Source organism: Halomonas sp. MCCC 1A11062, assembly GCF_021404355.1.
GTDB lineage: Bacteria > Pseudomonadota > Gammaproteobacteria > Pseudomonadales > Halomonadaceae > Halomonas > Halomonas aerodenitrificans.
The window spans coordinates 71,604-86,456 of record NZ_JABFTW010000019.1 but is presented as its reverse complement, the minus strand read 5'-3'; the positions used below and the strand labels follow the sequence as shown (position 1 = coordinate 86,456).

The 14,853-nt window shown below is 63.7% G+C and carries 9 protein-coding genes and 5 tRNA genes; 7 read left to right on the top strand and 7 right to left on the bottom strand.

The annotated features are described in order from the left end of the window. Positions 1 to 264 precede the first annotated feature (264 nt). Together HOP58_RS17745 and HOP58_RS17740 are read left to right on the top strand one after the other, a co-directional pair. Positions 265 to 1,155 (top strand): GGDEF domain-containing protein, encoded by an 891-nt coding sequence (locus HOP58_RS17745; protein ID WP_234261053.1) that lies wholly within the window; start codon positions 265 to 267, stop codon positions 1,153 to 1,155. A gap of 18 nt (positions 1,156 to 1,173) precedes the next feature. Continuing rightward, a tRNA-Met gene (locus HOP58_RS17740) sits at positions 1,174 to 1,250 on the top strand. Between the two features lie 95 nt (positions 1,251 to 1,345). Here HOP58_RS17740 and HOP58_RS17735 read toward each other — a convergent pair. Beyond that, complete coding sequence (locus HOP58_RS17735) at positions 1,346 to 2,644, bottom strand: M18 family aminopeptidase (protein ID WP_234261052.1); 1,299 nt, start codon at positions 2,642 to 2,644, stop codon at positions 1,346 to 1,348. A gap of 126 nt (positions 2,645 to 2,770) precedes the next feature. Here HOP58_RS17735 and HOP58_RS17730 point away from each other — a divergent pair, with 126 nt between their 5' ends. Both HOP58_RS17730 and HOP58_RS17725 read left to right on the top strand, forming a co-directional pair. Continuing rightward, positions 2,771 to 4,825: a carboxy terminal-processing peptidase gene (locus HOP58_RS17730; RefSeq protein ID WP_026038212.1), complete on the top strand. Its 2,055-nt coding sequence runs from the start codon at positions 2,771 to 2,773 to the stop codon at positions 4,823 to 4,825. A 380-nt stretch (positions 4,826 to 5,205) separates the two neighbouring features. After that, on the top strand, positions 5,206 to 7,365 hold the full coding sequence (locus tag HOP58_RS17725) for a GGDEF domain-containing response regulator (protein ID WP_234253093.1): 2,160 nt from the start codon (positions 5,206 to 5,208) through the stop codon (positions 7,363 to 7,365). A 20-nt stretch (positions 7,366 to 7,385) separates the two neighbouring features. Here the strand turns inward: HOP58_RS17725 and HOP58_RS17720 are convergent, their stop codons facing one another. From HOP58_RS17720 to HOP58_RS17695, 6 genes are all read right to left on the bottom strand, one after another. Beyond that, positions 7,386 to 9,674: an ATP-binding protein gene (locus HOP58_RS17720; protein ID WP_234261051.1), complete on the bottom strand. Its 2,289-nt coding sequence runs from the start codon at positions 9,672 to 9,674 to the stop codon at positions 7,386 to 7,388. A gap of 4 nt (positions 9,675 to 9,678) precedes the next feature. After that, a complete protein-coding gene (locus tag HOP58_RS17715) occupies positions 9,679 to 10,179 on the bottom strand; it encodes a molybdopterin-dependent oxidoreductase (protein WP_234253091.1) in 501 nt (166 codons plus the stop codon). Between the two features lie 129 nt (positions 10,180 to 10,308). After that, positions 10,309 to 10,384: transfer RNA gene (locus HOP58_RS17710), tRNA-Asn, on the bottom strand. A 44-nt stretch (positions 10,385 to 10,428) separates the two neighbouring features. Beyond that, positions 10,429 to 10,504, bottom strand: a tRNA-Asn gene (locus HOP58_RS17705). 30 nt (positions 10,505 to 10,534) lie between these two features. Further along, positions 10,535 to 10,610, bottom strand: a tRNA-Asn gene (locus tag HOP58_RS17700). Positions 10,611 to 10,747: 137 nt separating this feature from the next. Continuing rightward, positions 10,748 to 10,824 (bottom strand) — tRNA-Met (locus HOP58_RS17695). A 176-nt stretch (positions 10,825 to 11,000) separates the two neighbouring features. Here HOP58_RS17695 and betI point away from each other — a divergent pair. From betI to betA, 3 genes are read left to right on the top strand one after another with little or no spacing between them, the layout of a single operon-like run. Next, positions 11,001 to 11,621, top strand: a complete 621-nt coding sequence (gene betI / locus HOP58_RS17690) for a transcriptional regulator BetI (RefSeq protein WP_026038213.1) — start codon at positions 11,001 to 11,003, stop codon at positions 11,619 to 11,621. After that, positions 11,618 to 13,087: a betaine-aldehyde dehydrogenase gene (gene betB / locus HOP58_RS17685; protein WP_234261050.1), complete on the top strand. Its 1,470-nt coding sequence runs from the start codon at positions 11,618 to 11,620 to the stop codon at positions 13,085 to 13,087. Before betI ends, betB begins: the two co-directional genes overlap by 4 nt. Positions 13,088 to 13,097: 10 nt before the next feature. After that, a complete protein-coding gene (gene betA / locus HOP58_RS17680) occupies positions 13,098 to 14,789 on the top strand; it encodes a choline dehydrogenase (protein ID WP_234261049.1) in 1,692 nt (563 codons plus the stop codon). Positions 14,790 to 14,853: the final 64 nt, after the last annotated feature.

The window sequence follows — 14,853 nt, the reverse complement described above, 5'->3', positions numbered from 1 at the left end:
CCGGAGGGTAGAATCGGTCATGGCGTATCCACTCATGTTGATTGAGATCTTGGTCGTGATCAATCAACAGGATACGCCACCCTTCCTACCTCCTCCCATACACCAGAAATCACCATAGCTCACGCTTCCAGCATCCCGGCCATTCCGGCAGCGGTCGGAAACAGCCTGGTTATCCTGGGTTTCTGGCTGCTATGGCTCGGGATACGCCGTTTTCATGGCCAGACGGGTGGGTGGATCACCGCCTCTGCTGCCAGCACTCTATGCTTGCTACTGACCATCGCCTTGTACGGCAATGATGAAGGGCTCGCCCTTGTCTATGCCATCGGCCAGTCGTTTCCAATGCTGATGAGCCTCCTCTTTCTCTTGAAACGGCGCCTGTGCTCGGCAGGTATCGTCATTTCATGCGCAGGAATCTCCCTAGGCTTGGTCGGGCATGCCGTCATCATGCTGATGAATCTCTGGCTGCTGCTGGAGCTCGGCGCCTCCCCTCATTTCACGGACGTCGCAGCGGTGACCATGCTTGGCGTCATCTTAAGCGGGCTTCTGTGGAATTTCGGTCTCGCTGTCATGACCATTGATCGCCTGGTCACCGAAGTCACCGAACTAGCCAACGTCGATCCATTGACGGGGGCCTGGAACCGGCGCAAGTTCGACGAGCGCTTGCAGCTCGAGAATGCCCGATCCATGCGAACAGGCAAGCCTTACTCACTCATGCTGCTGGATCTCGATCACTTCAAGAGTGTCAACGACAGGCTCGGTCACCAGGGCGGAGACCAGAGTCTCGTCCATTTCGTACGTGTCGTGAGGGCCACGCTGCGCGAAACCGATCTCCTGGCCCGCCTCGGGGGCGACGAGTTCTGCATTCTGATGCCGGGTACCAGCGCAACGCAGGCTCGGGAACTGGGCCTGCGCATCGTCCAGACCCTGCGTGACACTCCCTTGCGCCATGGCGACCAACAGATTCTCTTATCGTGCAGCATCGGCGTATCGGTGTGGATGGCCGACACAGCCGAGACCTATGACGCCGCCATGTCGCGTGCTGACGATGCCCTTTATTCGGCCAAGGCAGCCGGACGAGATAGCCTCATGCTCTCCCCTTTGCCCGATGATCCCCTACCCACGGCGAGACTTGACGCCACAGAGACGAATCCGTAAACTTCGCCCCCGTTGAATGGCTACGTAGCTCAGTTGGTTAGAGCACATCACTCATAATGATGGGGTCCCCTGTTCGAGTCAGGGCGTAGCCACCAGAAATCGAAAAAAACCCGGCGCCCTGGCGCCGGGTTTTTCGTGGTGGCACTTCCAGCTCATTGGCTGTCGTGATCTAGCAGTGGCTGCCGTGAGGTCAGGCCAGCCGCGGCCGGTTGGCGAAGGCAACCAGCGCCCGGGTCAGGTACTCCACGTCGCGGCTGCCCGCCGTCTCGCGAATCGAGTGCATGGCCCACTGCGGCACGCCCACGTCCAGCGTCGGCACGCCGAGCTCGGTGGCCGTGATCGGCCCGATGGTGCTACCGCAGCCCATGTCGGCACGGGTGACGAAGGTCTGCACCGGGACTTCGGCCTCGCGGCAGAGATCGCGGAACAGCGCTGCCGTGGCGCTGTTGGTGGCGTAGCGCTGATTGGCGTTGACCTTGATCACTGGGCCGCCGTTTAGCGCGGGTCCATGGGCGGCATCGTGTTTGTCGGTGAAGTTGGGATGCAGGGCGTGGGCGTTGTCGCAGGAGATCATCCGCGACGCCTGGATCAGACGAATGAAACCCTCGTCTCCCGGCTCGCCCAACTGGGCATTGACTCGCCGCAGCACGTCGCCGAGAAACGGCCCCTGAGCGCCGCAGGCGCTGGCGCTGCCGACCTCTTCGTGATCGTTGGCCACCAGCACCACGCCCTGGCTGCCGTCGCTCTCCAGTAGCGCTTCGAGTCCTATGAAGCAGGACAGCAGGTTGTCGAGGCGCGCACTGGCGACCAGCTCACGGCCGACACCGACCAACGCCGGGGGCTGTACGTCATACAGCGCCAGCTCGAAATCGAGGATCTCGGCACCGACGGTGCCGTTTTGCTCCTCCAACCATTCGAGCAGCAGCCGCTGCAGATCGGCCTTGTCGCCCCCCTGCAGAAACACCGGCGGCATCTGGGTCTGGGCGTTGATCGGCCGACCGTTGTTGACCTCGCGGTCGAGATGGATCGCCAGACTGGGAATGATGGCAATGGGCCGGCCCACCTGCAGCAGCACGCCTTCGATGCGGCCGTCGGGATGCCGCACGTGAACGCGGCCGGCCAGGCCCAGGTCGCGGTCGAACCAGGGCGCCAGCAAGGCGCCGCCGTAGAGTTCGACGCCGAGCTGCAACCAGCCTGCCGAGAGCTGAGCGGCGTTGGGCTTCAGACGCAGGCCGGGGCTGTCGGTATGGGCGCCGATCATGCGCAGCGCCTCCAGCCCGTCATGCGGGAGCTGCAGCGCCACGATCGACGAACCATTGCGCGTCACGTAGAGACGCTCGCCGGGCGAGACCTCCCAGGCCTGACTCTCGTCCAGCCGGCGGAAGCCGGCGGCATCGAGCCGTTCGGCCATGGCCGAGACGGCATGCCAGGGGGTCGGCGAGCGATTGAGAAATTCGAGCAGACGCTCGAGACGAGCTTCCCGAGACATGTGGATCCTCATCAGGGGTCGTGGTTGACGCAAGAACTGCTACAATGCGACGTCTGGCCTCGCAACTCATGAGCCATACGCTTGTCTAGGGAAGGAAGTGTACACGAAACCAGGGGTGCTTCATTGATGAGCCTGTCAGTCGTTCTTAGGCACACAGCGATTCTCTCGCTGGTGACGTTGTTGTCGTGCGCTCAATTGGCGCTAGCCCAGATCCAGCCCAACGACTCGCATCGGCAGGCGGCTCTGGAAGTCGCCGAGTCACTGCGCTACGGCCACTACGCCGAAACCGCCTTGGACGACACCTGGTCACGCCTGGCGTTCGAGCGCTATCTCGATATCCTCGACGGCCAGCGCGCCTTCCTGCTGGAAAGCGACATCGACGAATTCCGCCACTTCGAGGAGCGTATCGACGACATGCTCTTCGAAGGCGATCTGGCACCGGCCTTCGAGCTCTACCAGCGCTATCACGATCGCGCCGAGAGCCGCTTCGAGTGGCTGCTGAGCGCCATCGACGAGGGGCTGGGCTTCACCTACGAGAGCGACATGCGGCTCGACCTCGACCGCCGCGAAGCCGACTGGGCCACCAGCGAAGCCGAGCTCGACGAGCTGTGGTACAAGCGTCTCAAGAACGCCGCTCTCACCCTCGACATCAGCGGTCAGGACGAAGAGCAGGTGGAGAACAACCTGCGTCAGCGCTACGAAGGCCAGCTGTCGCGTCTGCGCCAGACCAACGGCGAGGACGTGTTCGGCCTGTTCATGGCTGCAGTGACCAGCAGCATCGACCCGCATACCGAGTACCTATCTCCGCGCCAGGGAGAATCCTTCGACATCCAGATGCGGCTGTCGCTGGAAGGCATCGGCGCCATGCTGCAGTCCGACGGCGAATACGTGAAGGTCACCAGCCTGGTACCCGGCGGCCCGGCGGATCGTGCCGGCGTGCTCGAGCCTGCCGACCGCATTGTCGGCGTGGGCCAGGAGGACGAGGAGATCGTCAACGTGGTAGGCATGCGCCTCGACGAGGTAGTCGATCTCATCCGCGGTCCCAAGGGTACCGTGGTACGCCTCGAGGTGGTGCCGGCTGAAGCCGTCGACATGACCCGCTCCAGCACCGTCGAGATCACCCGCGACACGGTCGATCTCGAAGACCAGGCCGCCAAGGGTGAAATCGTCGAGGTCGAACGCGAAGACGGCAACAAGCGCATCGGCGTGATCACCATCCCCACTTTCTACGTCGACTTCGATGCCTGGCAGTCCGGTGCCGAGGAGTTCCGCAGCACCACCCGCGACGTGGCCCGCGAAGTCGAGCGCCTCAAGTCCGAAGGCATCGACGGTCTGGTCCTCGACCTGCGCAACAATGGGGGCGGTGCGCTGCAGGAAGCCAACTCCCTGCTCGGTCTGTTCATCGACCGCGGCCCCACGGTGCAGGTGCGCGACGCCCGCGGCCGCATCAACCTCTACGGCGACACCGAGACCGGCACGCTCTATGACGGCCCGTTGGCCGTGCTGGTCAACCGTCTCTCGGCTTCGGCCTCTGAGATCCTGGCCGGCGCCATTCAGGACTACGGCCGCGGCCTGGTGCTGGGCAGTGCCACCTTCGGCAAGGGCACCGTACAGACCTTGAACGACCTGAGCCATGGCCAGATCAAGCTGACCCGCGCCAAGTTCTACCGTATCTCGGGCGAGAGCACCCAGCATCGCGGCGTCGAGCCCGACATTCTCTTCCCCGATCTGGTCGACCCCGAGCGCATCGGTGAGAGCAGTCTCGACAACGCCCTCGAGTGGGATACGGTGCAAGCCGTGCAGTATCGCCACTACGGCGAGCCTTGGGAGTATCTGGAAACCCTGCGCTCCCGGCACCGCGAACGCGCCGACTCGCATCCCAACTTCATCTTCCTCAAGGAGCGCACCGAGCTAGCCCGGCGCATGCGCGAAGAGCAGACCACCGTCAGCCTCGACCGCGAACAGCGCCAGCGCGAAGTGGAAGCGCGCGACGCCGAGCAGTTGGCGCTGGAGAACCGGCGCCGCGAGGCCCTGGGGCTGGATCCGCTGAACGAGCTGATCGATGCTCGCGGTGAGGAGAACGAAGAGGAGCCGGTAGAGCACGTCCAGGTGACCGAAGCCGCTGCCATCCTGGCCGACTATGCCGAACTGACCCAGCGGCGCCTGGCCGGTCGCTTCTAACCGAGCCAGAACCGCCAGACTTGCCCTACCCCACCTGACGCCCGGCGTAACGACACGCGCCGGGCGTCTCTCATTTCCCACCGCCACAAATTCAACTTAGGCTTTGTTTGAAAAGTCGGCGAGCGAAGGCCAGACAAGGCAAAAATCAGTGAAAAGACGGAGTTTACATGGTGTAAATGAGTACTTTGAGCTGATTTTTAACGCCGTATGGCCAAGCGCAGACAGTTTTCAGACACAGCCTTGGTTGATGGCTGCGTTAAACGGATATCCTTGTCGCCACCTCGCCGATGCCTGAGGATGGACGTGCACCATGCGGCTCGCCAGAGGCGCGTAACACGTTCAGCGCATGCCCGATGCGCACCCTGCGCGGGGGAAGGCACATGACCGATACAGGCAGGCTTCATCCAGCCACCGCCCTCCTTACGCACCATCAGCCGACTAACGATACGACAGCGGAGAGCAGCAGCGACAAAGTCGCCCTGATCACCGTGCTGGTCGTCGATGACGACCCCACCATTCGCCTGCTGATCGCCTCCGGCTTGCAGCGCAAGGGATACCGGGTGCTGCTCGCCGCCGATGGCCAGGAGGGGCTCGAAGTCTTCGGCCAGCATGCACCCGACCTGGTGCTGGTGGACATGGACATGCCGAGACTGGACGGCTTCGGCACCCTGCGCGCCATTCGCAGCGGCCAGGCCGGGATCAACGGTCGTCACGTACCCTTGTTGATGCTGACCGGTCATGACGACGTAGGCTCGATCAACGACGCCTTCGATGCCGGCGCGACCGACTTCATGCCCAAGCCGATCAACCTGCCGCTGCTGACCGAGCGGGTACGCTATGCACTTAGCGGCGCCGCCCGCGAGCGAGCCCTGCGCGAAGCGCAGCTGGAACAGGCCAGCGCCTGCAAGCTCGCCCGCTTGGGCTTCTGGCACCTCGACGTCCACAGCGGCAAGCTGGAATGGTCGGAAGGCGCCGCCGACATGCTGGGCTGGCCCACTCTGCCCGGCGGCGTGGAGGAACTGACGGCGCTGGCCTCCCCCGAGCACAGACAGCGGCTGGAGACGGCCCTCAGCGTCGCCAGCCAGAACCGCGAGGGACTGGACCTCGAGCTTACCATTGGCCAGGGCAACCTCGAACGCACCCTGCGCCTGCAAAGCGCCGATCAAAGCAACGAACACTGCCTGGTGGGTGCTTTTCAGGACGTTACCGCTCTACGCGCCTTCGAGGACAAGGCGCTTTACCTGGCAGCCCACGACGAGCTGACCGGGCTGCCCAAACGCCACTGCTTTCTTGGCCTGCTCGCCGAGCGGCTGGCGCAGGCCCCCGAGACCCGCTGGTTGGTGGCGGTACTGGATATCAGCCGCCTGCATCGCATCAATGAAGCCCTGGGCATTCGCGCAGGCGATCAAGCTCTGGTGCTGTTCTCACGGCGCCTGGAACGATTTGCGCCGAGCCACGCCCTGCTCGGACGCCTGGAGGCCGGCAGCTTTGGCGTAGCCGTCCCTCTACCGGACTCGGCAGACCCTCGCCAGCTCTGTCAGCAGTGGATGCCGCCCCTGGCCCGGGCTCAACACATCGCCGGACAAGAGGTCTACATCGACTTCACCGCCGGTGCTAGCGTATACCCTGATGATGCACGGGATGCCGAAACGCTACTGGGCGCCGCACTACAGGCGCAGCGCCTCGCCCGCTCTCAGACAGGCCAACAGCGACTGCTGTTGAAGCAGGAGATTCTTGGCCACACCGATAGCGGCGCGCTGAGCTTCGAGGCCCATCTGCAGCAGGCGCTGCAAAGAGACGAGTTCTTTCTGGTCTATCAGCCGCAGCAGCACCTGGCCGATGGTCATATCAGCGCTGTGGAAGCCCTGCTACGCTGGCGCCATGCCAGCCGTGGAGTGGTTTCACCGGCGGAATTCATCCCGCTGCTGGAGGAGTCCGGCCAAATCGTCGATGTCGGCGACTGGGTCATCGGTGAAGCCTGCCGGCAGCTTGCCGAGTGGCAACGGGCCGGCCTGCACCTGCGCATGAGCATCAACCTCTCCGCCGTGCAATTCAACCAGCCCGACTTTCCCCAGCGCATCATGGCCCATGTGACTGCCAATCGCCTGCTGCCCAAACAGCTCGAGCTGGAGATCACCGAGAGTGCCGCCATGAGTCATCCCGAGCAGACGCTGAAGATGCTGCTCGAACTCAAGGATCTGGGGTTTTCGATTGCCATCGATGACTTCGGTACCGGCCACTCCACCTACCACTACCTGTTACGCTTCCCGATCGATACGCTGAAGATCGACCGTAGCTTCACCAACAGCGTGACCGAGGAGCGTTCCTGCCGCACCATCGTCCGCTCGCTCACGACTCTGAGTCAGGGGCTGGGCTTCAAAACGATTGCCGAAGGAGTGGAAACCCAGCGTCAGCGCGACTACCTCGAAGCACTCGACGTCGATGAGATCCAGGGGTTCTGGCTGGCCAAACCCATGACGGCGGATCGGCTCAGCGCGTTCGTCGCTGCGGTCGGCCGTCGCCTCTCCCAGCCACGCTGAAACAGCCCGTAAGGCTCGACTCACCCCTCGGCCGGCGACGCCAGATCGTCGCGAGGTGCGTCACCGGTGGCCACATACTCAGCCCCATACCCCAGCCTGGCAAAGGCCGCTCCGCTCAGATGCCCAAGATGCGTTATCCGCTCCACCGTGGCCTCGAGTGCCTCCAGCCCTGCCGCCTCGGCCATCTGCTCAAGCCTGGCAGCGGCTTGCGACAGCGCTGCGCAGCCCATGGACGCGGCCGCTCCCTTCAGCGAGTGCGAGGTCTCCCTGAGGCCAGAACGATCATGCCGATCAAGATCCCGCCGCAGGGCCGCGCGATCCTCGTCCAGCCGCTCGACGAACTTCCGCACGAGGTGATGCAGCGCCTTTTCATCCAGCGCTTCGCGCAGTGAGGTCAGCGTGGCAGGATCGATCTCCACCTCCGCTTCGCCGACGTGATCCTGAGGGGCTGCTGGGAGCGTATCCGAAGCAGTCGCGTCGAGCCCTGCCCCGGTGTATTCATGAGCGCCGTTCGGCAGCATCCACTGCTGGATGACTCGCTGCAGCTCGTGACGCGTGTACGGCTTGCACAGCACATCGTTCATACCGGCCTCGAGGCAGCGCTGCCTGGCCGAGGGTGTCGCATTGGCCGTCAGCGCCACGATGGGCAGCGGCGTGAGCCTGTCCGACTCCTGACGGCGCCAGCGCCGGGTGGTTTCCAGGCCATCGAGTATGGGCATCTGCATGTCCATCAGCACCAGGTCGAAGCGATGGCTCGCCATCAGTGTCAACCCCTCCTGACCATCGGCAGCCACACTGACGCGCTGGCCCAATCGCTCCAGCAGGGCTCTGGCCAGTTCACGGTTGGCAGGCTGGTCCTCGACGATGAGAACGCTTCCCCTGGGCAGGCTCAAGGCCGGCTCCTGACGCGTTTTGGCGTAGCGTTCGATGGCCTCCCGGCTCGGTACGCGCAGCGGTAACCGAACCTGGAAGCAACTGCCCACGCCCATTTCCGTGGTGAAATCGATGCGCCCCTGCATGGCCTTGACCAGCCGCTCGCAGATGGCAAGCCCCAGCCCCGAGCCGCCGTAGCGGCGCGCGATGGTACTGTCAGCCTGGGTGAAAGGCTTGAAGATATGGGCCCGGCTCTGCTCGGGAATGCCGCACCCCGTGTCCTCGACGCGGAAGCATAGCGTGTCGTCTTCACCGCGCCGTATCGTCAGGCGAACCTCACCGGCCGAGGTGAACTTGAAGGCATTGTTGAGCAGGTTCATCAGCACCTGACGAATGCGAGTCAGGTCGCCCAGCACCCAGCCAGGTAGCGAATCCTCCTGCTCGGCCCTGAAAGCGACACCCCGACTCGCGCTCAGCACGCCGTAGTGCCGCTCCAGTTGGTCGATGAGTTCACTCGGCTGGAATGGCTGCGAATCGAGATCCAGCACACCCGCGTCGAACTTGGTATAGTCGATCACGTCGTTGATGACCGCCTGAAGACTCACCAGGCTGTCATCCAGGGTACCCAGCAGCCGAGCGCCACGATCGCTCAACGGCTCATAGGTGAGTAGTTGTGCCACGCCGACGATGCCATTGAGCGGCGTGCGTATCTCATGGCTCATCACCGCCATGAATTCCGATTTGGCCTGGCTCGCCCTTTCCGCCCTCTGCACCGCAGCATCGAGTTCACGCGCCTGGATCTCGAGCAGATAGCGCCGCTCCCGATTGGTCCTGCCCTCCCTGATCAGAAAGGCCACCAGCACCGAGCCTGCCCCCATCAGCAGCACGATGAGCACGAGCAACAGCGTATAGAGGTTCCACAGGTCGTCGCGCTCATGGGTACGTAACAAGGCAACGTGAGCATTGATGTCGAGGATCAAGCGAGAGGTCTTCTGCTGTAGCGCGAGCAACCGTTCCATCAGTGTCGCCAAGATGGCATCGTCGAGTACGTCATCGCCACTCTCCAGCGGCGACAGCACGGAATCGAGCTCGAACGTCAGCGCAACGGCACGCTCCAGGGCCTCGCCCAGAGGCTGCGTGGTCAGACTCTGCTTCAGCTCACCGCGGCCGAAGAGATCGGCACGGCTGTACAGGATTTCATAGCGCAGCAACAGTTCATCGAGATCTCCGTGCCAGGGCGACAGCGTCATCCGCATCTCTCTGACCTCGCGATCGAACTGGTAAGCCGACCAGGTGAGATCCTCGAGCATGCGATGCTCGATCTGTCGCATTCGGTCATGGATGATCTTTGCCGTCAGCAGCGCCGAACCGAACAGCACGATAGCGGCACAGGCCGCGATACGGTATCGCAGGCCCTGACTTGCCGTGCGCGACATGCCACTACTCCGCGAGAACATCGATATGCGCGACCTGCCAGACCGAGCGGGACATGATCTTCTCGTTGAGCAATTCGGGCTGGTCGTCGAAGGGGTAAATGACGAACAGCGGCCCCTGGTCGCGCACCCGCAAGGGCACGCCATCCAAGGTCATCGCCAGTATCACGTCATACTGATTGAAATCGTCGACCGGAATGCTGGCGCTGTAATCGTTCAGCGCCATCACCCGCAGCATCTCGCCCTGGGCCCCGACGGCATCCAGGACGTCGCGTCCCAGCGGGCCGGCAAAGGTGACCTGACCGTCGTGCCAGGGGGTATGGGTCCTGATCGTATGCTGGGGCATGGCTTCCAGCATGGCGCGATCGAACAGCGCCGCACCTTCCCCGTTGGTTACGCCGATGCTGCCGGTGATCGTCAATATGACTCGCCCTTCCGGCGCATCGAGGGCATGCCCTGTAATGGCAACCAGACACATCAACAAGCCACATGAGAGCGCGCTGCGCATGGCAGGATTCCTATCGGTTCTTCTTGCAACGAGTATACGGCAGTAACGGCCTGCCAGACTGGTCACGCAATCAACGCTGACTGCGACTCGGCACGAGCCGACAACGAGGGAAGCAAGAACGACAAGGATTGGCTCCCGGAGCAGGACTCGAACCTGCGACCCAGTGATTAACAGTCACTTGCTCTACCGACTGAGCTATCCGGGAACGACATGGCGGGAAAGGACTTCCCACGGGGTGGTAGTAGCCGATGGCTCCTCGAGCAGGACTCGAACCTGCGACCCAGTGATTAACAGTCACTTGCTCTACCAACTGAGCTATCGAGGAATGACGTGCGTCATGATCAGCGTGCGTTCGTGGCTCCCGGAGCAGGACTCGAACCTGCGACCCAGTGATTAACAGTCACTTGCTCTACCGACTGAGCTATCCGGGAATGGCCGTGAACACGGTGCGTAGTATACGGATCGCCCACGTAAGGTCAAGGGCGTATCTTGGCAGAAACTCTGCCAAGGTAGGCACATAACGAAGGACGCCCGATCGAGATGACTCGATCGGGCGTCCTGTCGTAACTGGTGGCTACGCCCTGATTTGAACAGGGGACCCCATCATTATGAGTGATGTGCTCTAACCAGCTGAGCTACGTAGCCAAGTGGCACGAAGGCAGCCCTTCGCGACGCGCTGAATTATGCATGAACCACTTCTCTCAGGCAAGACTGTTACTGCTCGGCTTTTTATTGATTGAACGTTCAATAAAAAAATGCCAGACTCGACCTACCTTATATATGCCACATGCCAGTCACGGCGAAGGGTCAAGGAGTCAACGTTGCCCAAGACAGGAATGGAACCCATTCGACGCAGCCAGCTCATCCAGGCGACCATGGCGGCCATCGACGAAGTCGGCCTGGCCGACGCCACCGTCTTGAGGATCGCCCGACATGCCGGCGTTTCCGCTGGCATCATCAGCCACTATTTCGGCGGCAAGGACGGCCTGCTCGAAGCCACCATGCGCCAGATTCTCACCGATCTCGGCCAGGCAGTGGCTGAGCGTCGACTCCGCCTGGCCGATGGCTCCCCACGCGACCATATCGCCGCCATCATCGACGGCAACTTCGATCGCAGCCAGATTTCCGGTCCCGCGGCCAAGACCTGGCTCGCCTTCTGGGCCAGCAGCATGCACAGACCCCAGTTGCAACGGCTGCAGCACGTCAACGATCAGCGCCTCTACTCCAACCTCTGCTTCCAGTTTCGGCGGCTGATGCCACTGAACGAAGCGCGAGATGCCGCCCGCACCCTGGCGGCCATGATCGATGGCCTGTGGCTGCGCGGCACCCTGAGCCCCGAAGGGTTGGATACCGAGCGCGCCCGGCGCCTGGCCCACGCCTGCCTCGACAACATGTTGGCCGGCCACGACACCTCCGCAGCGTCACCCAAGGAGACAGCATGACCGCTTTCGATACCGAGACTCTCTACATCGACGGCCGCCGGGAACCGGCTACCTCCGGCGAATCCTTCGACGTCATCAATCCCTTTGACGGCAGCCTGCTGGCCAGGGTCGACCAGGCCAGCCAGGCCGACGTCGACCGCGCCGTCGCTACCGCGCAGGAAGGCCAGCGCCGCTGGGCCGCCATGACCGGCATGCAGCGCGGTCGCGTACTGCAGCGCGCCGTGGCACTGTTGAGAGAGCGCAATGACGAGCTGGCCGAGCTCGAAACGCGCAACACCGGCAAGCCGATCAGCGAAACCGCCGCGGTGGACATCGTCACCGGCGCCGACGTGCTCGAATACTACGCCGGCCTGGCCCCGGCCATCGAAGGCGCCCAGATTCCGCTGCGCGAGTCGTCGTTCGTTTATACCCGGCGCGAACCGCTGGGGGTGATCGGTGCCATCGGCGCCTGGAACTACCCGATCCAGATCGCCTGCTGGAAGGCTGCTCCGGCGCTGGCCGCCGGCAACGCCGTGGTGTTCAAGCCCAGCGAGGTCACTCCGCTCTCGGCCATGAAGCTGGCTGAAATTTTCACCGAAGCCGGACTGCCCGACGGCGTGTTCAACGTGGTTCACGGCGACGCCCGGGTCGGCCAGATGCTGACCGCGCATGAAGGCATCGCCAAGGTCTCGTTCACCGGCGAGGTGGGTACCGGCAAGAAGGTGATGGCCGCGGCGGGCGGCTCGACGCTCAAGGACGTAACCATGGAGTTGGGCGGCAAGTCGCCGCTGATCGTGTTCGCCGACGCCGATCTCGACCGCGCTGCCGATGCCGCCATGATGGCCAACTTCTATTCCAGCGGTCAGATCTGCACCAACGGCACCCGGGTCTTCGTCGAGCGTTCGGTGAAGACGGCCTTCGAGGAGAAGATCGTCGAGCGCGTGGCGCGCATCCGCGCCGGCGACCCGCTCGATCCCAAGATCAATTTCGGCCCGCTGGTCAGCTTCGAGCATCAGGCCAAGGTGCTCGACTACATCGCCTACGGCAAGCAGGACGGCGCGCGGGTGCTGATCGGCGGCGAGCCTCTCGACGAGGGCGATTTCGCCCGCGGCGCCTGGGCCCCGGCCACGGTGTTCACCGATTGCAGCGACGACATGCGCATCGTGCGCGAAGAGATCTTCGGCCCGGTGATGTCGATCCTCGCCTTCGACGACGAAGAGGAGCTGATCCGTCGCGCCAACGACACCCACTATGGCCTTGCCGCCGGGGTGTTCACCGAGAGCCTCGCCCGGGCGCATCGCACCATTCATCGAATGGAAGCCGGCATCTGCTGGATCAACACCTGGGGCGAGTCGCCGGCGGAAATGCCGGTGGGCGGCTACAAGCAGTCCGGCGTCGGCCGCGAGAACGGCATCGAAACCCTGGCCCACTACACCCAAACCAAGTCGGTGCAGGTGGAAATGGGACCCTTCGAGTCGGTGTTCTGAGGAAATCGCCATGTCCCAGGTTCGTGAATTCGACTACGTCATCATCGGCGCCGGCTCCGCCGGCAACGTGCTGGCTGCCCGCCTCACCGAGGACGCGGGTGTCAGCGTGCTGCTGCTCGAAGCCGGCGGCCCCGACTACCGCTTCGACTTCCGTACCCAGATGCCCGCCGCCCTGGCCTACCCGCTGCAGGGCAAGCGCTACAACTGGGCCTTCGAGACCGATCCGGAACCGCACATGAACGGCCGCCGCATGGAGTGCGGTCGCGGCAAGGGGCTGGGCGGCTCGTCGCTGATCAACGGTATGTGCTACATCCGCGGCAATGCCCTGGACTACGACAACTGGGCCAGCCTGGCCGGTCTTGACGACTGGCGCTACGCCGACTGCCTGCCCTATTTCCGTAAGGCCGAGTGCCGCGACATTGGCGCCAACACCTACCACGGCGGCGATGGCCCGGTCAGCGTGACCACGCCCAAGGAGGGCAACAACGAGCTCTACCGCGCCTTCGTCGATGCCGGCGTGCAGGCGGGCTATCCCGAGACCGAGGACGTCAACGGCTATCAGCAGGAGGGCTTCGGCCCCATGGACCGTTTCGTCACCCCCAAGGGGCGCCGCTCCTCCACCGCGCGGGGCTATCTCGATCAGGCCAAGGGGCGCGACAACCTCACCATCGAGACCCACGCCACCACTGACGTGATCGAGTTCGAGGGCAAGCGCGCCGTGGGCGTACGCTACCTGCGCCGCGGCCAGACACAGCAGGTTCGCGCCCGGCGCGAAGTGCTGCTGTGCGCCGGGGCCATCGCCTCGCCGCAGATCCTGCTGCGCTCAGGGGTCGGCAATCCCGTGCACCTGCGCGAGTTCGACATCCCCGTGGTGCACGAACTGCCCGGAGTCGGCGAGAACCTGCAGGACCACCTGGAGATGTACATCCAGTACGAGTGCAAGCAGCCGATCAGCCTCTACCCGGCGCTGAAGTGGTTCAACCAGCCGAAGATCGGCGCCGAGTGGCTGCTTCTCGGCAGCGGCGTCGGTGCCAGCAACCAGTTCGAGTCATGCGCCTTCATCCGCACCCACGACGCGGAACCCTGGCCCAACCTGCAGTACCACTTCCTGCCCATCGCCATCAGCTACAACGGCAAGAGCGCGGTGCAGGCCCATGGCTTCCAGGCTCACGTGGGCTCGATGCGCTCCGAGAGCCGCGGGCGTATCCGCCTCACCTCGCGCGATCCCGAGGCGGCTCCCAGCATTCTGTTCAACTACATGGCCAAGGAGAAGGACTGGCAGGAGTTTCGCGACGCCATTCGCCTGACGCGCGAGATCATCGCCCAGCCGGCCATGGATCCCTACCGCGGCCGTGAGATCTCGCCGGGGCCGGACGTGCAGAGCGACGAGCAGTTGGATGCCTTCGTGCGCGAACACGCCGAGACCGCCTACCACCCCTGCGGCAGCTGCCGCATGGGCGAAGGCGACGACGCCGTGGTCGACGGCCAGGGCCGGGTGCACGGTCTCGAAGGTCTGCGCGTGGTGGATGCCTCGCTGTTCCCGGTGATCCCCACCGGCAACCTCAACGCGCCGACCATCATGCTGGCCGAGAAGATCGCCGACCGCATTCGCGGCCGCGAGCCGCTGCCCGCTTCCGATGCGCCCTATTTCGTGGCCGGTGATAGTCCGGCGAGGCGCGAGCCCCAGCGCCGCTTATCATAAGCAGCACTTTATCTTCCACCCAGCGCCCTGCCTCGTGCAGGGCGCTGTCATTTCGTGTGCGCCT

What these genes read in the sequence shown, in the direction of transcription:
- HOP58_RS17715 (WP_234253091.1), bottom strand. Translation starts at nt 10,179, where the DNA reads ATGCGCAGCGCGCTCTCATGTGGCTTGTTGATGTGTCTGGTTGCCATT.
- HOP58_RS17725 (WP_234253093.1), top strand. Translation starts at nt 5,206, where the DNA reads ATGACCGATACAGGCAGGCTTCATCCAGCCACCGCCCTCCTTACGCAC.
- HOP58_RS17720 (WP_234261051.1), bottom strand. Translation starts at nt 9,674, where the DNA reads ATGTCGCGCACGGCAAGTCAGGGCCTGCGATACCGTATCGCGGCCTGT.
- betB (WP_234261050.1), top strand. Translation starts at nt 11,618, where the DNA reads ATGACCGCTTTCGATACCGAGACTCTCTACATCGACGGCCGCCGGGAA.
- HOP58_RS17730 (WP_026038212.1), top strand. Translation starts at nt 2,771, where the DNA reads ATGAGCCTGTCAGTCGTTCTTAGGCACACAGCGATTCTCTCGCTGGTG.
- betA (WP_234261049.1), top strand. Translation starts at nt 13,098, where the DNA reads ATGTCCCAGGTTCGTGAATTCGACTACGTCATCATCGGCGCCGGCTCC.
- HOP58_RS17735 (WP_234261052.1), bottom strand. Translation starts at nt 2,644, where the DNA reads ATGTCTCGGGAAGCTCGTCTCGAGCGTCTGCTCGAATTTCTCAATCGC.